General features: G+C 73.1%; 12 protein-coding genes. 4 read left to right on the top strand and 8 right to left on the bottom strand.

The window, feature by feature from the left end; all coding sequences use genetic code 11:
- Positions 1-8: 8 nt before the first annotated feature.
- From M8542_RS06865 to M8542_RS06850, 4 genes are read right to left on the bottom strand one after another with little or no spacing between them, the layout of a single operon-like run.
- Positions 9-1178 (bottom strand): ABC transporter substrate-binding protein, encoded by a 1170-nt coding sequence (locus M8542_RS06865; RefSeq protein ID WP_257919155.1) that lies wholly within the window; start codon positions 1176-1178, stop codon positions 9-11.
- Positions 1175-1570 (bottom strand): nuclear transport factor 2 family protein, encoded by a 396-nt coding sequence (locus M8542_RS06860; RefSeq protein ID WP_257919154.1) that lies wholly within the window; start codon positions 1568-1570, stop codon positions 1175-1177. The genes M8542_RS06865 and M8542_RS06860 overlap by 4 nt, the downstream gene beginning before the upstream one ends.
- An 11-nt stretch (positions 1571-1581) precedes the next feature.
- Positions 1582-2343 carry a MoaF C-terminal domain-containing protein gene (locus M8542_RS06855; RefSeq protein WP_257919153.1) on the bottom strand — a complete coding sequence of 254 codons (762 nt, stop codon included), beginning with the start codon at positions 2341-2343 and terminating at the stop codon, positions 1582-1584.
- Positions 2344-2400: 57 nt separating this feature from the next.
- Positions 2401-3339: an AraC-like ligand-binding domain-containing protein gene (locus M8542_RS06850; RefSeq protein WP_257919152.1), complete on the bottom strand. Its 939-nt coding sequence runs from the start codon at positions 3337-3339 to the stop codon at positions 2401-2403.
- A 125-nt stretch (positions 3340-3464) separates the two neighbouring features.
- Between M8542_RS06850 and M8542_RS06845 the strand changes: the two genes are divergently transcribed.
- Positions 3465-5672 (top strand): helix-turn-helix domain-containing protein, encoded by a 2208-nt coding sequence (locus tag M8542_RS06845; protein WP_257919151.1) that lies wholly within the window; start codon positions 3465-3467, stop codon positions 5670-5672.
- 325 nt (positions 5673-5997) lie between these two features.
- Here M8542_RS06845 and M8542_RS06840 read toward each other — a convergent pair whose 3' ends face one another.
- From M8542_RS06840 to M8542_RS06830, 3 genes are read right to left on the bottom strand one after another with little or no spacing between them, the layout of a single operon-like run.
- Positions 5998-6714, bottom strand: a complete 717-nt coding sequence (locus M8542_RS06840) for a glycosyltransferase family 2 protein (protein ID WP_257919150.1) — start codon at positions 6712-6714, stop codon at positions 5998-6000.
- Positions 6711-7934: a bifunctional PIG-L family deacetylase/class I SAM-dependent methyltransferase gene (locus M8542_RS06835; RefSeq protein WP_257919149.1), complete on the bottom strand. Its 1224-nt coding sequence runs from the start codon at positions 7932-7934 to the stop codon at positions 6711-6713. Before M8542_RS06835 ends, M8542_RS06840 begins: the two co-directional genes overlap by 4 nt.
- Entirely contained in the window at positions 7931-8878 is a 948-nt protein-coding gene (locus M8542_RS06830) for an acyl-CoA dehydrogenase family protein (protein WP_257919148.1), read from the bottom strand. The genes M8542_RS06835 and M8542_RS06830 overlap by 4 nt, the downstream gene beginning before the upstream one ends.
- Positions 8879-8940: 62 nt before the next feature.
- On the opposite strand from M8542_RS06830, the gene M8542_RS06825 reads away from it, so the two are divergent.
- Complete coding sequence (locus M8542_RS06825; RefSeq protein ID WP_257919147.1) at positions 8941-9912, top strand: magnesium transporter CorA family protein; 972 nt, start codon at positions 8941-8943, stop codon at positions 9910-9912.
- Here M8542_RS06825 and M8542_RS06820 read toward each other — a convergent pair.
- Positions 9907-11061, bottom strand: a complete 1155-nt coding sequence (locus tag M8542_RS06820; RefSeq protein WP_257919146.1) for an NAD(P)/FAD-dependent oxidoreductase — start codon at positions 11059-11061, stop codon at positions 9907-9909. The two genes, M8542_RS06825 and M8542_RS06820, sit on opposite strands and share 6 nt — an antisense overlap.
- 354 nt (positions 11062-11415) lie before the next feature.
- Here M8542_RS06820 and M8542_RS06815 point away from each other — a divergent pair, with 354 nt between their 5' ends.
- Positions 11416-15963 carry a HAMP domain-containing hybrid sensor histidine kinase/response regulator gene (locus M8542_RS06815; RefSeq protein WP_257919145.1) on the top strand — a complete coding sequence of 1516 codons (4548 nt, stop codon included), beginning with the start codon at positions 11416-11418 and terminating at the stop codon, positions 15961-15963.
- A gap of 4 nt (positions 15964-15967) precedes the next feature.
- Positions 15968-18340 (top strand): SpoIIE family protein phosphatase, encoded by a 2373-nt coding sequence (locus M8542_RS06810; RefSeq protein ID WP_257919144.1) that lies wholly within the window; start codon positions 15968-15970, stop codon positions 18338-18340.
- Positions 18341-18416: the final 76 nt, after the last annotated feature.

The following is an 18416-nucleotide window of genomic DNA, read 5'->3' as shown; positions in this document are numbered from 1 at the left end:
CCGTCCTCCTACTGCTTGGGGATGCGGAGCCAGTCCTGCGCGGCCAGCTCCCACTTGTTCGTGCCGGTGGCCAGCTTGATCGGCCAGCCCGCGGTGTTGTCGTGGTGGCTCTGCGCGGGACCGAACACGTACGGCGTGCCGACCATCGGGTCGGTGACCGGCTTCATCTCGCGCAGTGCCTTGGTGACCGACTCGCGCGTGATGTCGCCCTTGATCCCGCGCAGGACGTCCAGGAAGTACTTCGCCGCCAGGTAGCCGCCCTGGCTGAACGAGGTCAGCGGGATCTTGTTCTTCGTCATCAGGTCGCGCCAGTCCTTGGTCTGCGGGCTGCCGGCGTCGGTGAACGGGTAGAACTCCGCGGGCACGTACACCCCGGCGCCCGCGTTCGAGATCGCCTTCGCGTAGTTCTCGCTGTAGACGCTGGTCAGCAGCAGCCACGTGACGTCGTTCCAGCCCTGCGCCTGCGCGGCCTTGAGCTGGCCGATCGAGTCGGGCTCCACCGGGTTCACGGTGATCGCCTTGCAGCCCGCGGCCCGCGCCTTGACGACGTAGGAGGTGTAGTCGGATCCGCCGTAGGGGACGGTCGCGTCGACGTACTTCAGCTTCTTGCCGGTGATCTTCGTCCACTCGTCGATCGCGGCCTGGTACGCCGGCAGCGTGTTGCCCGCGATCTCCAGCAGCGCGCAGATGTTGTCGAGCTTCAGCGTTTCCGAGCCGTAGAGCAGGGTGAGCGTCATGTCGTGGAACGGGCCGACGTTGACCGGCGCGATGTTCGGGCTGGAGAAGCACGCCGGGTCGACGCCGATGCCCTGCACCGAAAGGATCTTCTGCTGCTCGTAGTACTTCGCGTTGATCTCGCACTCGATGAGGCTGGACGACCCGACGAGCGCGACGGCGTCGTCGCCGCCGACCACCTCGCGGGCGGCCGCCGCGGCCGCGGCCGGGTCGCCCTTGTCGTCGATCGCCTTGTACTCGATCTGTCGGCCGTTGACGCCACCGGCGGCGTTGGCGGCGTCGAACACGGCCTTGGCCGCCTGCGAGGCCTCGGGGAAGGTGGCGGCGCCGCTCAGCGCGTTGACCGAGCCGACGACGATCGGCCCGCTGCCGCCGGCTTCGGACCCGGCGCAGCCCGCGGTGAGCAGGACGGCGGCCGCCAGGACGGGGAAGATCTTTCTCATGACTGCTCCCGGGTCGCGGCCACGACGGGCGCGGAGTCGACGATCTGCTCGAACGAAAGGACGTGGCCGTCCTCGAATCGCCACAGGTGGGCGACGCGGGCGGTGAAGGACTTGCCGGTGCCGTGGTGGGTGCCGGTGTAGGTGCCGACGCCGACGACGGTGTCGCCGGCGTCGAGGAGGTCGGCGAGGGTGAAGGTGTAGCCGTCCCAGTCGCGGCCGATCGCTTCGAAGACGTTCGACCGGACCTCGTCGGGGCCGGTGTAGGTGCCGGCGTACGGGAAGCCCGCGGCCTCGGTCCACGTCGTCTTCGGGCCGAGCGGGGCGAGCATGCCGGGCAGGTCGCCGCGGTCGCTGGCGGCGTAGTGCGCGCGGATGACGTCCACATTGGACATGGGTGGCTCCTTCAGACGGGCTGGGCGTCGGGGTACCTGACCGAGCCCAGCGGGTAGACGTGCCCGCCGGCGCGGGAGTGTTCGGAGCGGCCGTCGCCGGTCAGGCCGAGGAACACGCCGGTGGTGCGCAGCGCGTAGCCGAGGTCGTGCAGCCAGACGCTCGCCACGGCGATCCGGAACTCCCGGAAGCAGAACAGGTAGAGCCCGTCGGCGAACTTCCACACCGTCGAGAGGTCCATGTCGCCGTGGCCGCGCTGGACGCCCTCCAGGCACTGCCAGGCGTAGCGCTCCGACGAGATGTAGACGTGCTCGTAGAGGTGGTCGGGGCTGTAGCGGTAGACGTTGCGCTTGCCGATCAGGTCGCGCGACGGCCCGGGTGCGACGCCGGAGGGCGTGCCGCCGTCGGTGACCCCGGACTGGAAGCTCTGGGAGACCCGGGGAACGACGTCCTCGGCGCCGATCACCGAGCGGACGGCGAGCGCGCGGTGGGACGTCGTGGAGTACACGACCGTCAGCGCTTCGCCCTCGACGTTGGTGAGCGGCAGGTTCACGAAGACGACGTCGTCGCGGACGGCGACGGCGTCGTACGGGTCCTCGACGCCGTTGCACACCACGTGTTCGGCGTCCTTGAAGCTCAGCGAGAGGACTTCGCCGTCGTCGAGGGTGATCGTGAGGTCGCGACCGGTGAGGTCGGCGTTCGGCAGACGGTAGGTGGCGATCCCGGCGGCGAACTCGTCGTAGGTGCGCCAGCCGTCGGTGGGGGCTTCGGGCATGGCGTCATCGTCGGGCCCGCCCGGCGGGGAGGCGAGCGGTCACGCGCTGCGGGGCAACTACCGGACGCTGACGGTCAACTCGCGGCGCAGGTCGCTCGGCGACCGGCCGAACGCGCTCTTGAACACGCGGCTGAAGTGCGCGGCGTCGACGAAGCCCCAGCGCGAGGCGATGGCCGCCACCGGGCGGCCGGCGTGCACCGGGTCGAGCAGGTCGCGGCGGCAGTGCTCGAGCCGCCGGGTGCGGATCCAGCCCGCGACGGTGGTGCCCTGCTCCTGGAACAGGCCGTGCAGGTGCCGGGTGGAGATGAAGTGCTCGGCGGCGATCCGCGCCGGGCTCAGGTCGGCCGAGGGCAGGTTCGCGTCGATGTGCGCGCGGATCCGGCGCATCAGCTCGTGGTGCGGGTCGGTGTGGGCGAGGTCGAGCTCGGTGGCGACCAGGGTGGCGAGCAGGTCGATGGCGCTGTGCGCCAGCCGCGCGCCCGCCGGACCGGCGAGCTGGTCGAGGTTGCCGCCGAGCTGCGCGAGGAAGGGCACGACGACGTTGCCGACGCCTTCCTTGCCCGACATGCGCACCGCGGTCAGCCGGCCGACCAGCTCGGCGGGCAGGTCGATCAGCCGCTGCGGGAACATCACCACGAGGGTGCGGAAGTCCTCTTCGAAGACGAGCGAATACGGCCGGTGGGTGTCGTAGAGGGCGACGTCGCCGGGGCGCAGGATGGCCTCGCGGTCGTCCTGCACGAGCAGGCTGGTGCCGGCGAGGACGAGGCTGAGCTTGTAGTACCGCCGTTCCCCGCGGGCGATGAGCGCTGGTGTCCGTTCGACGACGTGCGGGGAGGCGGTGACCTCGGAAACCTGCACTTCGTCGGCGGCGGAGGAGCGGATCCGGCCGCGGAAGCCGTCCCCGCCCGCGCTGACGTCGAGGGGGACGAAGGACTGCGAGACGGCGGCGCGGAACTCGGTGAAGTCACGGGCGATGAGGGTCGTGGGGGCGGACACGGGGTCACCTCGCAGCGTCGAGAGGGGAACAGTGTCGTATACGATAAGCGATACGATCTTCGCCGACAATGCTGCTGGCGTCCGCTGTCGCCGACGTGTGATGCTCCTCCGGGGAGGAGCGTGGGATGGATTCGTTCGGGGCGCGGCTGCGCCGGCTTCGGCGGGCCGCCGGGCTCACCCAGGAGAACCTCGCCGAGAAGTCCGGGCTCAGCGGGCAAGCCGTCGGCGCGCTCGAACGCGGCGACCGCCGCTACCCGCAGCGCGCCACCCTCGAGCGGCTCGCCGACGCCCTCGGCCTCGACGGCGACGAGCGGGCCGAGTTCACCGCCGCGGCCACCCGGCCCGGGAACCGCGGCCGCGAAGTCCCGCGGGAGCTGCCCGGCGGCGTCGCCGCGTTCACCGGGCGGGAAGCCGAGCTCGAGCGGCTGCTCGGGTTCTTCGGCGAGCCTCGGCGGGGCGTCGTCGTCGCCATCGCCGGGATGGCCGGGATCGGGAAGACCGCGCTCGCCCTCGAAGCCGGGCACCGGCTGGCCCGGCGCTTCCCCGACGGGTCCCTGCACCTCGACCTGCGCGGCCACGCCGCCGACCCGCCCGAGGCCCTCGACCTGCTCGACCGGCTCATCCGGGAGCTCGGCGGGGAACCGCCGACCCCGCTGTCGCTCGACTCCGCGTCGGCCCGGTTCCGCTCCCTGCTCGCCGGGAAGCGCGTGCTGCTCCTGCTCGACAACGCCCGCGACGCCGCGCACGTCACGCCGCTGCTGCCCGGCGCCGGCGCGTCGGCCGCGATCGTCACCAGCCGCGCCGCGCTGACCGAGCTGCCCCAGGCGCACCGCGTGCAGCTCGACGTCCTGCCCGAGGCCGACGCCCTGCGCCTGCTGGCCGCCGAGATCGGCGCGGAGCGGGTCGCCGCCGAGCCCGCCGCCGCGCGGGTCGTCGCCGCGCTCTGCGGGTACCTGCCGCTGGCGCTGCACCTCGCGGGCGCGCGGCTGGCGACCCGGCCGGCCTGGCCGCTGGCCCACCTCGCGCACCGGCTCGGCGACGAAAGCCGCCGCCTCGACGAGACCGGCGTCCGGACCAGCTTCGCCCTCGCGCTCGACGCCCTCGACCCGGCGGCGGCCCACGCGTACCCGCTGCTGTCGCTGCTCGACGTCCCCGAGCTGTCGGTGCCGGTCGCGAGCCGCCTGGTCGACGTGCCCGAACGCGAAACCGAAGCGCTCCTGGACCGGCTCACCGACGAGCACCTGCTGACCACGCCCGCGCCCGGCTGGTACCGGCTGCACGACCTGCTCCGCCTCTACGCCCGGGAGCACGCGGCGCGGCTGCCCGCCGGGGACCGGGCCGCGGCGATCACCCGGGTCGTCGAGCTGTGCGCGGCGATGGCGTGGCAGAGCATGGCGCTCGTCGCGGCCGCTTCGCACCGGCACGACTGGGCGGCGGGACGCTGGGCCGGCGGCGGCGGCACGTCCGCGGACGAGGTCTTCGGCTGGCTCGACCGGCACCAGGGGCACCTCGTGACGGTGGTGCGGCAGGCCGCCGCGACGCCGGGCGTGCCGGCCGAGGCGATCGCCGCCGTCGGGCTGGGGTTGTTCGAGTACCACCGGGCGCGGGCGCGGTGGCGGGACGCGATCCAGGTCGACGAGGTGGCGTTGCGGCTGGTCGACGGCGTCGACCCGGTGGCGGCCGCGACCCTGCGCAACGACCTCGGCCTCGCCGAAGCGGAGCTCGCCCACGGCGGCGAAGCGGCCGACTTCCGGCGCTCGCACGCGCACCTGCGGCGGAGCCTGGCCGACTGGGAAGCCATCGGCGACCCGCGGCAGCTGGCCGGGATCCTCAACAACCTGTGCTTCGTCTACGGCCTCGGCGAAGACGTCGAGGCGGCGATCGGTTTCGGCGAGCGGAGCCTGGCGCTGAACCGGTCGCTGGGCCTGCGGCACGTCGAAACGCTGAACCTGGTGAACCTGGGCGTGCTGTACGGCCGCCAGGGTGACCGGTCGCGCGAGCTGGCGTACGCGGCGGAGGCGGTGGCGGTCGGCGAGGAGACGGACGACCTGCGCGGAATGGCCTACGGCCGGATGCGGATCGGCATCGTGCACCGCGAACTCGGCTCGTATGCCGACGCGGTCGGCGAGCTGCGGCGCAGCGCCGAGCTGTGGCAGGCCGCCGGCGTCCGGCTGTACGAGGCGATGACGCTCGCCGAGCTGGGGCGCGCGCACCTGGGCCTGGACGACCGCGACCGGGCACGCGAGGTGCTCACGGAGGCGTTGACGCTGCTGAAGGAGTACGGCGGTGCGGAGCGCGCGGACGCGGTCCGAGCCGAGCTGGAGCGGTTGTGACGAAGACGGTGGTGTAGGCCCGCGGCCGGTGCGTGCCGACGCAGCTCAAAAGGCCGGCGTGGTGGCCGCAGCGCAGCTGGACGGTGTCCCGGACCCGCTGGACGACCGCGAGGTGCGCCCGAGGCTCGGCGGCGGCCTCGGCGGGCACCCCGGGGAGGAGCCCGGCCACGAGCAGCGCGGCGGCAAGCGTCCTCCAGGCGATGGTCACCGGTGCCTTCCTGGCTCGGGAACGGGACCACCCGATCATGGCGAGTCGCGTGGGGCAGGGACAGCGACAACCTTTACGAACGACCTCTACGAAGTGGCGAGGAAGGCGAGGTGGCGGCTAGGCCACCGACCCCGAGTCCTCCGCCAGGCTCCGCAGCAACGCCGCCAGCCCGTCCGGCGCCCGGCCGCGCAGCCGGGCGCTGGTCACCACCGGCGCCCCCGGCTCGAAGCACCGCCGGAAGCCGGCCTGCCCGAGCCGGCGCCACAGGTCGTGGTCCTCGCCGCTCGCGTGGCGGCCGAAGCCGCCGACCACCTCGAACGCGTCCGCCCGCACCCCGAGGTTCGCGCCGTACACCGAGCCGTGGCCCGCCGGCGTCCGCGCCCGGTCCAGCACGTGCTCGTACCGCGACAGCGCCCGCGCCGACGTGCTGAACGGCACCGACAGCTCCGCCGTGCCCGCGATCGCGTGGTAGCCCTGCCGCGCCCGTGCCACGTGCGCCCGCGCCCAGTCCGGGGTCACCCGGGTGTCCGCGTCCGTGCTCAGCAGCAGGGTGCGCGTCGCGGGAGTGCCCAGCGCCTCGCGCACCCGGGCCACGCCCAGATCGCGGACTTCGCCGATCGTCCGCTCGGCGCGGGTTTCGACCAGCAGCGCCGGGCGGTGCGCCGCGCGGGCGACCGCCGCCGTCGAGTCCGTGCAGCGGTCCGCCACCACGCACACCGCCCGCTCGACCCCCGGCGGCAGCCTGGCCAACGCTTCCGCGAGCGCCGCCAGGCACGCGCCGATCAGCTCCGCCTCGTCCCGTGCCGGGACCACCACCCCGACCGCCGTGATCACCGGCGCCTCAGCACGTGCAGCACGAACTGCTCGTCGGTGTGCGACACCAGCGGCTCCAGCTCCGGGTGCGCCAGCAACCGATCATGGACGGCCCAGCCGTCGCGCGGCGCCTCGGGTGGCCACGGCAGCCAGTGCACCGCGAGCAGGTGCCCGCCCGGGCGCAACGCGGCGACCGAAGCGTCCACGGTCTGCTCGAACGCCGCGTCGTCCAGGTAGTACAGCAGCTCGCTGTAGACGAACAGGTCGACCGGCCCGGCCGGCACCGCCGACGGCACCGCTCCGATGTGGACGTCCACATGGGACAGATCGGCGACCGCCGCCCGGGTGCGCGACACCGCGGCCGGCACGGGGTCGAACGCGATGAGGTGCCCGGCCCGCGAGGCGAGTTCGCGGGTCAGCGCGCCGACCCCGCAGGCCGGCTCGACGACCGTGCCGTAGTGCTCGTCGGGCAGGCAGGCCAGCACCATCGCCCGCTTCCGCCGCTCGTACCACTTGGTCTCGACCGACCAGGGATCCGCGGCGGCGGCGTACAGCGAAGCGAACCGGCTCACCGGCGCCGACGTCCGCGGCGGCTCGCGGAAGAACACCTCGCTGTCGCCGGTGAAGTGGGCCAGCACCGCCTCCGGCAGGATCGGGTCCTCGCCGCGCGGGCCGGGCTCGAGCTGCGAGGTGAACGTCGCGATCGCGGCCGCCTTCGCGTCCCGTTCCGCGTCCGTGAGCCGCACCGGCCGCGCCCGGGCCCACGGGATGACCGGATCGTCGAGGCTCAGCCGGTGCCAGAGCCAGATCGGGTACGACCAGCACTGCGCGGGCACCGGCGCCGCGGCCAGCGCGGCCCGGGCGGCCGCCTGGTGATCGGGGTGCGGGTCGTCCGGCCACGGCAGCAGGCACAGGTCGGCGCCTTCCGCGTGCGCGCGCAGGACGTCGGCCAGCTCGTCCTCGTGCGCGGCCAGCCCGGAGTCCGGCAGCCCGGCCCACACCGGCTCGACGCCGGAAAGGCCTTGTGCTCGCAGGGAATCCAGCAGTTCACGCCGCCGCGTCCGGGCCAGCTCACGACGTTCGGTGGGACCGGCGGCGGGAAAGGCCGCCTCGCCGTCGGTCGCGACGACGAGCGTCACCTCGGTGCCCTCGCCGTGCAGACGCTGCAGGAGGCCGCTCGCCCCGAGGGTCTCGTCGTCCGGGTGCGCGGCGACCACGAGGGCGCGCTCGAACGTGGTCATGCGGCGCCCAGGACCGTGCGGCCGAGCGCGGCCAGATCGCGTTCGGCGTGGTGCTGCCGGACGTACACCGGCAGGTCGGCGACGCGCTGGGCGAACCGCCGGTCCCGGCACGCCGGGGTCGGCCCGGTGACCTTCAGCGCCCGCTCCAGTACCTCCACCGCGGTGCGTTCCGCCGCGGCCCGGCACGTGCCCGCGACCAGCGCGTTCACCTCGGCCGCGGCGGCGCGCACGAGCACGGCTTCGGCGCAGCTCAGCGCGGTGTGCATCGCGCCGACGTGCGCCAACTGGTGCTCGTCGGCCTCGCCGCGCTCGCGCAGGTAGGCGAGGGCGCCGTCGAGCACGCCCGCGGCGCCGCCGAGCCAGACGGCCGCGACCCCGGCGCCGCCGAGCGCGAACCCGGGCCGTGCCACGTACCAGCCGGGCGGCCCGACGAGTGTTGCCGGCACGCCGTCGAACACCACGTCACCGCTGTCGGAGGCGTCCATCCCGACGGCCTGCCACGCATCCGGGTGCCGCCGGACGCCGGGATCGGCGAGATCGACCTCGACGAGCTGGTCACCCGCGGCGACCAACGCGCGTTCGAGCGTCGAGAGCCCCGAGCAGAACCGGACCGTCCCGGTGACCGAGCCGTTTTGGAGCGCCGCGCCGGTCCCGCCGGACTTCGCCGCCCACACGCCGTAGAGCGCGCCGGGCACGGGGGAGCGGTCCGCCTCGGCGAGGATCGCGACGGCGTCGGTGTGGCCCTCGGCGAGCCGGGCCAGCACCAGGTCGCGGCGGCCGAACCCGGCCAGGGCCGCCCAGCGGTCCGCGGTCCGCGCGCCACCGGGCAAGGGCAGCTCGAGTGCGCCCGCGGCGTGCAGCGAGCGCAGCTCCGCGCCGACGGATGCGGTCGTACGCGGTGACGGCAGGGGTTTCGGCGGTGTCGCCGCCAGCAAGACGTTCACAAGACCGGCGGTTACCCGCTTTCCACCGGGTTACGCGGCCGGGCGGCCGGGCACCCGGAGGTATGACGAGAACCCGGGTCTACCGCGACGGCGTGCTGCACAAGGAAGACTTCCCGGTGGCGGACGTTTCCGACTTCCTGGCCGAACCCGGCACGGCCGTCTGGGTCGACCTCTGTGAACCGTCCGAAGCGGACCTGACCGAGCTGGCCGACGAGCTGGGGCTGCACCGGCTCGCCGTGGAGGACGCCGTCCAAGAACACCAGCGGCCCAAGCTCGACCGCTACGACGGTCACGCCTTCCTCACCGCGTACGCGGTCCGGTACGACTCCGCCAGCGACCGCACGACGACCGCCGAGCTCGCCGTGTTCATCACGCCCCGCGCGCTGGTGACCGTCCGCAAGGACGACGGCTTCCCCATCGAGGACGTCACGCGCCGCTGGGACCAGGCGCCGGACCTGGCGAAGTCCGGGGTGCCGTTCCTGCTGCACGGCCTGCTCGACCACGTCGTCGACGGCCACTTCGAGGCCGTCCAGCTGCTCGACGACGAGGTCGAGCAGCTGGAGGACCTGGTGTTCGACGACCGCCCCGACACCGCCGAGCTGCAGCGGCGCTCCTTCCGGATGCGCAAGCACCTGACCGCGCTGCGCCGGGTCGTGGGCCCCATGCCGGACGTCGTCGGGTCGCTCATGCGGCCCGACCTGCGGCTGGCCGACGACACCACCCGCCCGTACTTCGAGGACGTCCACGACCACGCGTGGCAGGCCGCCGAGCACGCCGAGGCGCTGCGGGAACGGCTCACGACGGTCCGGGAGACCCAGCTGAACCTGCAGAGCGACCGGCTGAACCTGATCATGAAGAAGGTCACCGGGTGGGCGGCGGTGATCGCGGTGCCCACCGCGGTGACCGGGTTCTACGGCCAGAACGTCCCGTACCCGGGCAACGGCACCACGATCGGCTTCTGGGTTTCGACGGCCGTCATGCTGGTGCTCTCGATCGGGCTGTACACGCTCTTCAAGAAGAAGGACTGGCTATGACTCCGGCGCCGGGTCGCCGCGCCGGATGAGCTCCTGGCCCCGTTCGTAGTCCTCGTCGGCTTCGTGGGTGAGGACACCGACCGCCCGGCCGCCGCGTTCGTACCAGACGGTGAACCCGCCGTCGTCGCGCGGCAGCGGGCGGGCGTGGTCGAAGCCGTCGCCCCAGGCGGCGTACTTCAGCACGCGGTCGCCGATGACCGACCAGAAGCCGGGCACCGCGTCCCACGCGGCGTCCGCGCCGGCCGCGGTCCGCCCGGCCACCTCGCCCATCGCCAGGCCTTCACCCCAGTGCTCGACGGCCAGCGCGCGACCGGCCGCCGGGTTGTGGGCGAAGGCGACGTCGCCCGCGGCGAGCACCCCGGGCGCGCTGGTGCGCAGGTGCTCGTCGGTGCGGATCCGGCCGTTCTCGACGGCGAGCCCGGCCGCTTCGGCCAGCTCTACCCGTGGCCGGACACCGGTCGCGAGCACGACGAGGCCCGCGTCGAGGACCGGCACCAGGTCGGTGCGGACGCGGTAGCCGCCTTCGATCGACGTCAGCTTCGTCCCACGCAGGACGCTCACGCCTTCGGATTTGAGCCAGCCCAACAGGAACGCGCCCGCCTCGGGACCGAGCCGCTTCTCCTGCGGGACGTCGTCCGGGCACACGATGGTGACCTGCAGGCCGAGCCGGGACAGCGAGACGGCGGCCTCGCAGCCGATGAACCCGGCACCCACGACGATCGCGCTGCGCACGCCGGCGGCGACCTCGCGCAGCTGCCGGGAGTCGGCGGCCGAGCGCAGCGTCCGGACGTCCGGGTGGTCGGCGCCGGGGAGGTCCGGGCGGACCGGCTCGGCGCCGGTGGCCAGCACGCAGGTGGTGAACGGGTGGACCGCGCCGGCGGCGGTGCGGACCTCGCGCTCGCCCAGTGCCGTCACCGGGTCGCCGAGCGCCACGGTGATGTCGTGCTCGCGGGCGAAATCCTCGTCCAGCGGCGAAAGGTCGTCCTCGCCGCGCAGGAACTCCTTCGACAGCGGCGGGCGTTCGTAGGGCGGGTCGGGGTCCGCGGTGAGCAGGTGGACCGGGCCGGCGCCACCCGCTTCCCGGTAGGCCCGGGCCGCCGACACGCCGGCCGGCCCGCTTCCGATGACGACCAGGTTCTGCGCATCCATGCCGGGCCGGGTACCCGGCGGGCGGACCGGTACACCTCGTCCACAATGGATGGTCCACTGTGGACGTAGAGGATTCCGGGCGCGACGAACGCCGGCGACCGCGTGCGAGCGCGGGTCACCGGTGGCTGGGAGCGCGTTCAGCCGAACGGGTCAATGCGGCCGGATGGCCTGGCAGAAAAGGAAAGGCTTGCGAGCACCGCCTGGAAGCGCACACGGACACGGGGCGCGGCTGGTTGCTCAACCGTTGCCCCTGATCGTAGTGCAGCTGCACTATGCTGGACCACCCCGGTGGGCACACCGGGACGGCGCCGGGGCGCCGACAAGCGAAGAAACGGGTGTCGGATGGGTGGGGCAATGGTCGAGGGGACGCGCCCGGGTGCCGGAGTCGCCGTCGCGGGCGTGGGCGAGGCGGGGGAGCAGGAGCTGCGCCGGCTGCTGGCCGGCCTGACCGCGGTGCGCGACGGCGACTTCGGCATCCGGCTGCCCGGCGAGACCGACGGTCTCCTCGGCGAGATCGCCACGGTCTTCAACGGCATGGCCGACCAGCTGTCGCTGTTCACTTCGGAGGTCACCCGCGTCGCGCGCGAGGTCGGCAGCGAGGGGCAGCTGGGCGGCCAGGCGAAGGTCCCCGGCGTGTCGGGCACGTGGAAGGACCTCACCGACTCGGTGAACGCCATGGCCGGCAACCTCACCACCCAGGTCCGCGACATCGCGCAGGTGGCCACCGCGGTCGCGAAGGGCGACCTGTCGCAGAAGATCGACGTCGACGCGCGGGGCGAAATCCTCGAACTCAAGGACACCGTCAACACGATGGTGGACCAGCTGTCGTCGTTCGCCGACGAAGTCACGCGCGTGGCGCGAGAGGTCGGCAGTGAAGGCCGGCTCGGCGGGCAGGCCCAGGTGCCCGGGGTCGGCGGCGTCTGGCGCGACCTGACCGACTCGGTGAACTTCATGGCCGGGAACCTGACCGACCAGGTCCGCAACGTCGCCCAGGTGACCACGGCGGTGGCCAAGGGCGATCTCTCGCAGAAGATCACGGTCGACGCCCGGGGTGAGATCCTCGAGCTGAAGAGCACGATCAACACGATGGTCGACCAGCTGTCGTCCTTCGCCGACGAAGTCACGCGCGTGGCGCGTGAGGTCGGCACCGAGGGCCGGCTGGGTGGTCAGGCCGACGTCAAGGGCGTCTCGGGCACCTGGCGCGACCTCACCGACTCGGTGAACTTCATGGCGGGCAACCTCACCGACCAGGTCCGCAACATCGCCCAGGTCGCCACCGCGGTGGCCAAGGGCGACCTCTCGCAGAAGATCAACGTCACCGCCCGCGGCGAGGTCCTGGAGCTCAAGGACACGCTGAACACGATGGTCGACCAGCTGTCCGCGTTCGCGGACGAGGTCACCCGGGTGGCGCGTGAGGTCGGCACCGAGGGCCGGCTGGGTGGCCAGGCCGACGTCAAGGGCGTCTCGGGCACCTGGAAGGACCTCACCGAGTCGGTCAACGTCATGGCCGACAACCTCACCGCGCAGGTCCGCTCGATCGCCGAGGTCACCACCGCGGTCGCACGCGGTGACCTCTCGCAGAAGATCAGAGTGGATGCCCGCGGCGAGATCCTCGAGCTGAAAGACACCATCAACACGATGGTCGACCAGCTGTCCGCGTTCGCCGACGAGGTCACGCGGGTGGCGCGTGAGGTCGGCACCGAGGGCAACCTCGGCGGCCAGGCCACCGTCCGCGGCGTGTCCGGGACCTGGAAGAACCTCACCGACAACGTCAACGTGATGGCGTCCAACCTGACCGGCCAGGTGCGCTCGATCGCCCAGGTCGCGACGGCGGTCGCGCGGGGTGACCTGTCGGGCAAGATCACCGTCGAGGCCAAGGGCGAGGTCGCGGCGCTCGCCGACGTCATCAACACGATGGTCGACACGCTCTCGGCGTTCGCCGACGAGGTCACCCGCGTGGCCCGCGAGGTCGGCACCGAGGGCATGCTCGGCGGCCAGGCCCGCGTGCCGAACGTCGCCGGCACCTGGAAGGACCTCACCGACAACGTCAACTCGATGGCGAACAACCTGACCGGCCAGGTCCGCAACATCGCCCAGGTGACCACCGCCGTCGCCCAGGGCGACCTGACCCGCAAGATCGACGTCGACGCCCGCGGCGAGATCCTCGAGCTCAAGACCACGATCAACACGATGGTCGACCAGCTCTCGGCGTTCGCCGCGGAGGTCACGCGCGTGGCGCGCGAGGTCGGCAGCGAGGGCCGCCTCGGCGGCCAGGCCGAGGTCGAAGGCGTGTCGGGCACCTGGAAGCGGCTGACGGAGAACGTCAACGAGCTGGCCGGGAACCTCACCCGGCAGGTCCGCGCGATCGCCGAGGTGACCAGCGCCGTCGCCGAGGGCGACCTGACCCGCTCGATCACCGTCGACGCCTCCGGCGAGGTCGCCGAGCTGAAGGACAACATCAACTCGATGGTCGAGTCGCTGCGCGAGACCACGCGGGCGAACCAGGAGCAGGACTGGCTCAAGTCCAACCTGGCCACCATCACCGGCCTGATGCAGGGCCGCCGGGACCTCGCGGTCGTCGCGGCCGCGGTGATGGACGAGCTCGTCCCGCTGGTCAACGCCCAGTACGGCGCGTTCTACCTGGCCGACGACACCGCGGAAGTCCCCGAGCTGCGGCTGGTCGGCGCGTACGGCCACCCCGACGGCGAAGGCCCGGTGACGCGGTTCCGGATCGGCCAGTCCCTGGTCGGGCAGGCCGCGCGCAGCCGCCGCCCGATCGCGGTCGACGACGTCCCGCCGGGCTACGCCACGATCTCCTCCGGGCTCGGCAGCACCGCGCCCGCCAGCCTGATCGTGCTGCCGATCGTGGTCGAGGACCAGGTGCTCGGCGTGCTGGAGCTGGCGTCGGTGCACGGCTTCACCGACGTGCAGCGGGCGTTCCTCGAACTGCTGATGGAGCAGATCGGCGTCAACGTCAACAGCATCGTCGCCAACGCCCGCACCGACGAGCTGCTCGGCGAGTCGCAGCGGCTCACCGCGGAGCTGCAGGCCCGCTCCGAGGAGCTGCAGGCACGCCAGGAAGAGCTCCAGTCGTCCAACGCCGAGCTGGAGGAGAAGGCGGCGCTGCTGGTCACGCAGAACCGCGACATCGAGACGAAGAACCTGGAGATCGAGCAGGCCCGCCAGGAGCTGGAAGCGCGCGCCCAGCAGCTGACGATCGCGTCGAAGTACAAGTCGGAGTTCCTGGCCAACATGAGCCACGAGCTGCGCACCCCGCTCAACAGCCTGCTGATCCTCGCCCAGCTGCTCGCGCAGAACCCGACCCGCAACCTCACCGCGAAGCAGGTCGAGTACGCGGGCATCATCCACTCCGCCGGGTCGGACCTGCTGCAGCTGATCAACGACATCCTCGACCTGTCGAAGGTCGAGGCCGGGAAGATGGACGTCACGCCGGAGCAGGTGCCGCTGCGCGGCCTGCTGGACTACGTCGAAGCGACGTTCCGGCCGATGACCTCGCAGCGCAACCTCGACTTCCGGATCACGGTGGCCCCGGGCTCGCCGCCCGAGCTGCTCACCGATGACTCGCGGCTGCGGCAGGTGCTGCGCAACCTGCTGTCCAACGCGGTCAAGTTCACCGAGGTCGGCGGGATCGAGCTGCACATCGAGCCGGTCGAGGCGGGGTCGCTGCCCCGGCCACTGCGCGCGCACGGGCCCGCCGTCGCGTTCCGCGTCACCGACACCGGCATCGGCATCGCCGAGCACCAGCTCGAGTCGATCTTCGGCGCGTTCCAGCAGGCCGACGGCACCACCAGCCGCAAGTACGGCGGCACCGGGCTGGGCCTGTCGATCAGCCGCGAGATCGCCCAGCTGCTGGGCGGGTTCATCACCGCCGAAAGCACGCCCGGCGAAGGCAGCTCGTTCACCTTCTCCCTGCCGGTCGCGCGCCCGGACTTCGCGCCGCTGCCCGCGGGCGAGCACGCCGGCGCGGCGGTGGTCACCGGCGAAAGCGGCGCAGGCGTAACGGCGTCGGCGCCGCGGGCCTACCGCCGGCTGCTGGTCGTCGAAGAGCGTCAGCACGGGCTGCTGACCCTCGTCGCCGAGAGCGCGGCGGCGGACCTCGCCGACAGCCGCGACATCGGGATCTCGCCCGCCGACGTCGAGGTCGTCACGGCCGTCGGCACGCAGGAGGCGGCGGCCGCGCTCGCCACCGAGGCCTACCACTGCGTCGTGCTGGACCTGGACCTGCCGGACCGCACGGCGTTCGGGTTCCTCGACGCGATGCAGGGCGACAGCGCCCTGCGGCTGGTGCCGGTGCTCGCGCACAACAGCCGCCGCCTCGACGGCGAGCTCGACCAGCTGCTGCGGTCCCGCGCGGACGTGCAGTCGCTGGAAGTGCTGTCGGGACTGGACGAGCTGCGCGAGCGGATCGCGCTGCACCTGTCGGCGGAGGAACCCGGCGCGGTGCTGCCGCTGGCGCGCCCGGACGAGCCGGCCGCGCCGGTGCGGGCCGCCGACGTCGACACCACCCTGGCCGGGCGCACGGTGCTGATCGTCGACGACGACCCGCGCAACGTCTACGCGCTCACCGGGATCCTGGAGCTGCACGGGATGCAGGTGCTGCACGCCGAGGACGGCCGCAAGGGCGTCGAGACCGTCGCGGCGCACCCGGGCATCGACCTGATCCTGATGGACGTGATGATGCCGGAGATGGACGGCTACACCGCGACCGCGAAGATCCGGGCGATGCCGGAGCACGCGCGCATCCCGATCGTCGCGGTGACGGCGAAGGCGATGCCGGGCGACCGGGAGAAGAGCCTCGCCTCGGGGGCGACCGACTACGTGACCAAGCCGGTCGACGCGGACGACCTGATCGCCCGCATCAAGCGGCACGTGACGGCGTGATCGGGTGACCGCCGAAGAGGAGACGCTGCCGGTGCTGTCGCCGCCCGCGGAGGTGTCGGCCAACCTGTCCCGGCTCGCCGACACCGTCGCGCGCCTGCGCGGCGAGGTCGACCACGCGCACGCCGTCGCCGACGGCCGCGCGCTGATCGAGCTCGCCAAGGGCGTGCTGATGGAACGGCTGCACTGCACGCCCGCCGACGCCGCCCGGCAGCTGGACAGCCTCGCCGGACGGGCCGGGCTCACCGCACTCGAGTTCGCGGCGGACGTTGTCGGCGAGGCCGCCGAGGACCGGATCACCGAGGTGGCCCAGGAGTTCCTGGCCCGCGCCGAGGGCGAGGACTCGGTCGCGGTGCGGTTGCGCACCGCCGAGAGCGGCGTGCTCGCGGCCGGTGACACCCAGCGCGTCGCGGAGTCCATTTTGGAGCACGCGCTGCGGCCGCTCGGCGCGACCGCGGTCGCGGTGTGGCTCGCCGGGCCCGACGGGTCGCTGACCCTCGCCGGCTCGGCGGGGTTCTCGGCCGAGGAGGCGGGCCGCTGGCGGTACGTCCCACCCGGGGTGGCGACGCCGGCGCGCAGCGCGCTGCTCGAGCGCGACACGGTCTGGCTCCCGACGCTGGCCGGCGCCGGGCTGCCCTCGATCGGACAGCACACCCTGGGCGAGGGCGGGCGCGTCGCGGTGCCGACCGGCACCGGTGGCCGGATCATCGGCGTCGTCGAGATGTGCTGGCCGGAGCCGCTGCCCGGCGAACCCGGGCGGCAGCGCCGTCAGCTGGAGGCGCTGGCCGAGCTGTGCGCGCACACGCTCGACACCTGGGACGGCGTGATCGCGCCGGTGGCCGCGGACGGCTCCGGCGACTTCCTCGGCGAGCTGGTGGACTTCGTCGACGGCCTGCACGACCCGGCGGTGCTGCTTTCGCCGTGCCTCGACGGCGGCCGGCTGAGCGACTTCCGCATCCACCACGCCAACGTCCGGTTCGCCGACCCCGGCGGGCGGCCGCGCAGCCGGATCGTCGGCACGCGGATGCTGGAGGCGTACCCGCTGGCGGCCGACGAGAGCGGCCTGCTCGACAAGGTCCACCGGGTCTACGCCACCGGGGAGCCGTTCCGCGCCGACAGCATGGCGATCACCACGCTCGTCGACCAGGTGCCGCTGACCGTCCTCACCGACATCAGCATCACCCGCTTCGCCGGCAACGTGCTGCTGATCCTGCGCATCCAGGACGACGCGGCGAAGCTCGCGGTCCTGCTGCAGCACGCCCAGCGGCTCGGCCGCATCGGCGGGTTCGAGGAGAACGTCGTCACCGGGGCGATCACCTGGAACACCGAGCTGTTCGCGCTCTACGGCCTGCCCGCCACCGCGACCCCGCTGTCGCTGCACGAGCTGGCCGGGCACGCGCACCCCGACGACGCCCAGGCGATCGGCCGGTTCCTGCGCGCGGTGCTGCACCACCGGCGCCCGTCGTCGACGGCGTTCCGGCTGCAGCGCTCCGACGGCGTCGCCCGGCACATCCGGGTGGTCGCCGAGCCGGTGGTGGACGGGCGCGGCGAGCTGGTCGCGGTCCGGGGCGCCTACCAGGACGTCTCGTCGCAGCACTGGACCGAGGTGGCGCTGGCCGCGACGCGGGACAGGCTGGCCGAGACCGAGCAGCAGGCCATCGAGCGCAACCGGCTGACGTTGCAGCTGCAGCACGCGATCATGCCGCCGGCCACCGGCCCGATCGACATGCCGGGCCTGCGGGCCGCGGTGCGCTACCGCCCGGCGGAGAAGGAGCACCTCGTCGGCGGCGACTGGTACGACGCGGTCGCGCTGCCAGGTGGCGAGGTCCTGCTGTGCGTCGGCGACGTCGCCGGGCACGGCATCGACGCGGCCACCGGGATGGTGAGCCTGCGCAACGCACTGCGCGGGCTGGCGGCGACCGGCGCCGGTCCGGCGCAGCTGCTGACGTGGCTGAACCTGGTGGCGTACCACTTGACCGACCACGTGACGGCGACGGCGGTGGCGGCGGTCTTCGACCCGGCGACCCGCAAGCTGCGCTGGGCCCGCGCGGGGCACCTGCCCCCGATCGTCCGCCACCGCGCCGGCGCGGCGACGACGTTGCCCCTGATCCGCGGTTCCTTGCTGGGCGCGGTCCGCGACGTGGCGTACCAGGAGGAGGAGATCCAGCTCGCGGAGGGCGACATCCTCCTGATCTACACCGACGGCCTGATCGAGCGCCGCGACCGCCCGGTCCAGGAGACGGTGTCCCACCTGGTGACGTTGGTGCAGACCCACGACGGCGGCTTGGAGCACCAGCTGGACACGCTGTTGACGTACAGCACGGCCGATACGGACGACGACACCTGCGTGGTCGGCATCGAGGTCATGGCGTCAAGCTGAGCCGCCGGCGGTCTGAACCGACCCGTCCCACCGTGATCGGAGGGGCAACCCGGCCGGCGGGCTGGCTTCGCGGTCG

It is taken from the genome of Amycolatopsis iheyensis, from assembly GCF_024703995.1.
GTDB lineage: Bacteria > Actinomycetota > Actinomycetes > Mycobacteriales > Pseudonocardiaceae > Amycolatopsis > Amycolatopsis iheyensis.
The sequence above is the reverse complement of the archived record's forward strand: the minus strand, read 5'-3'. Positions and strand labels throughout refer to the sequence as shown.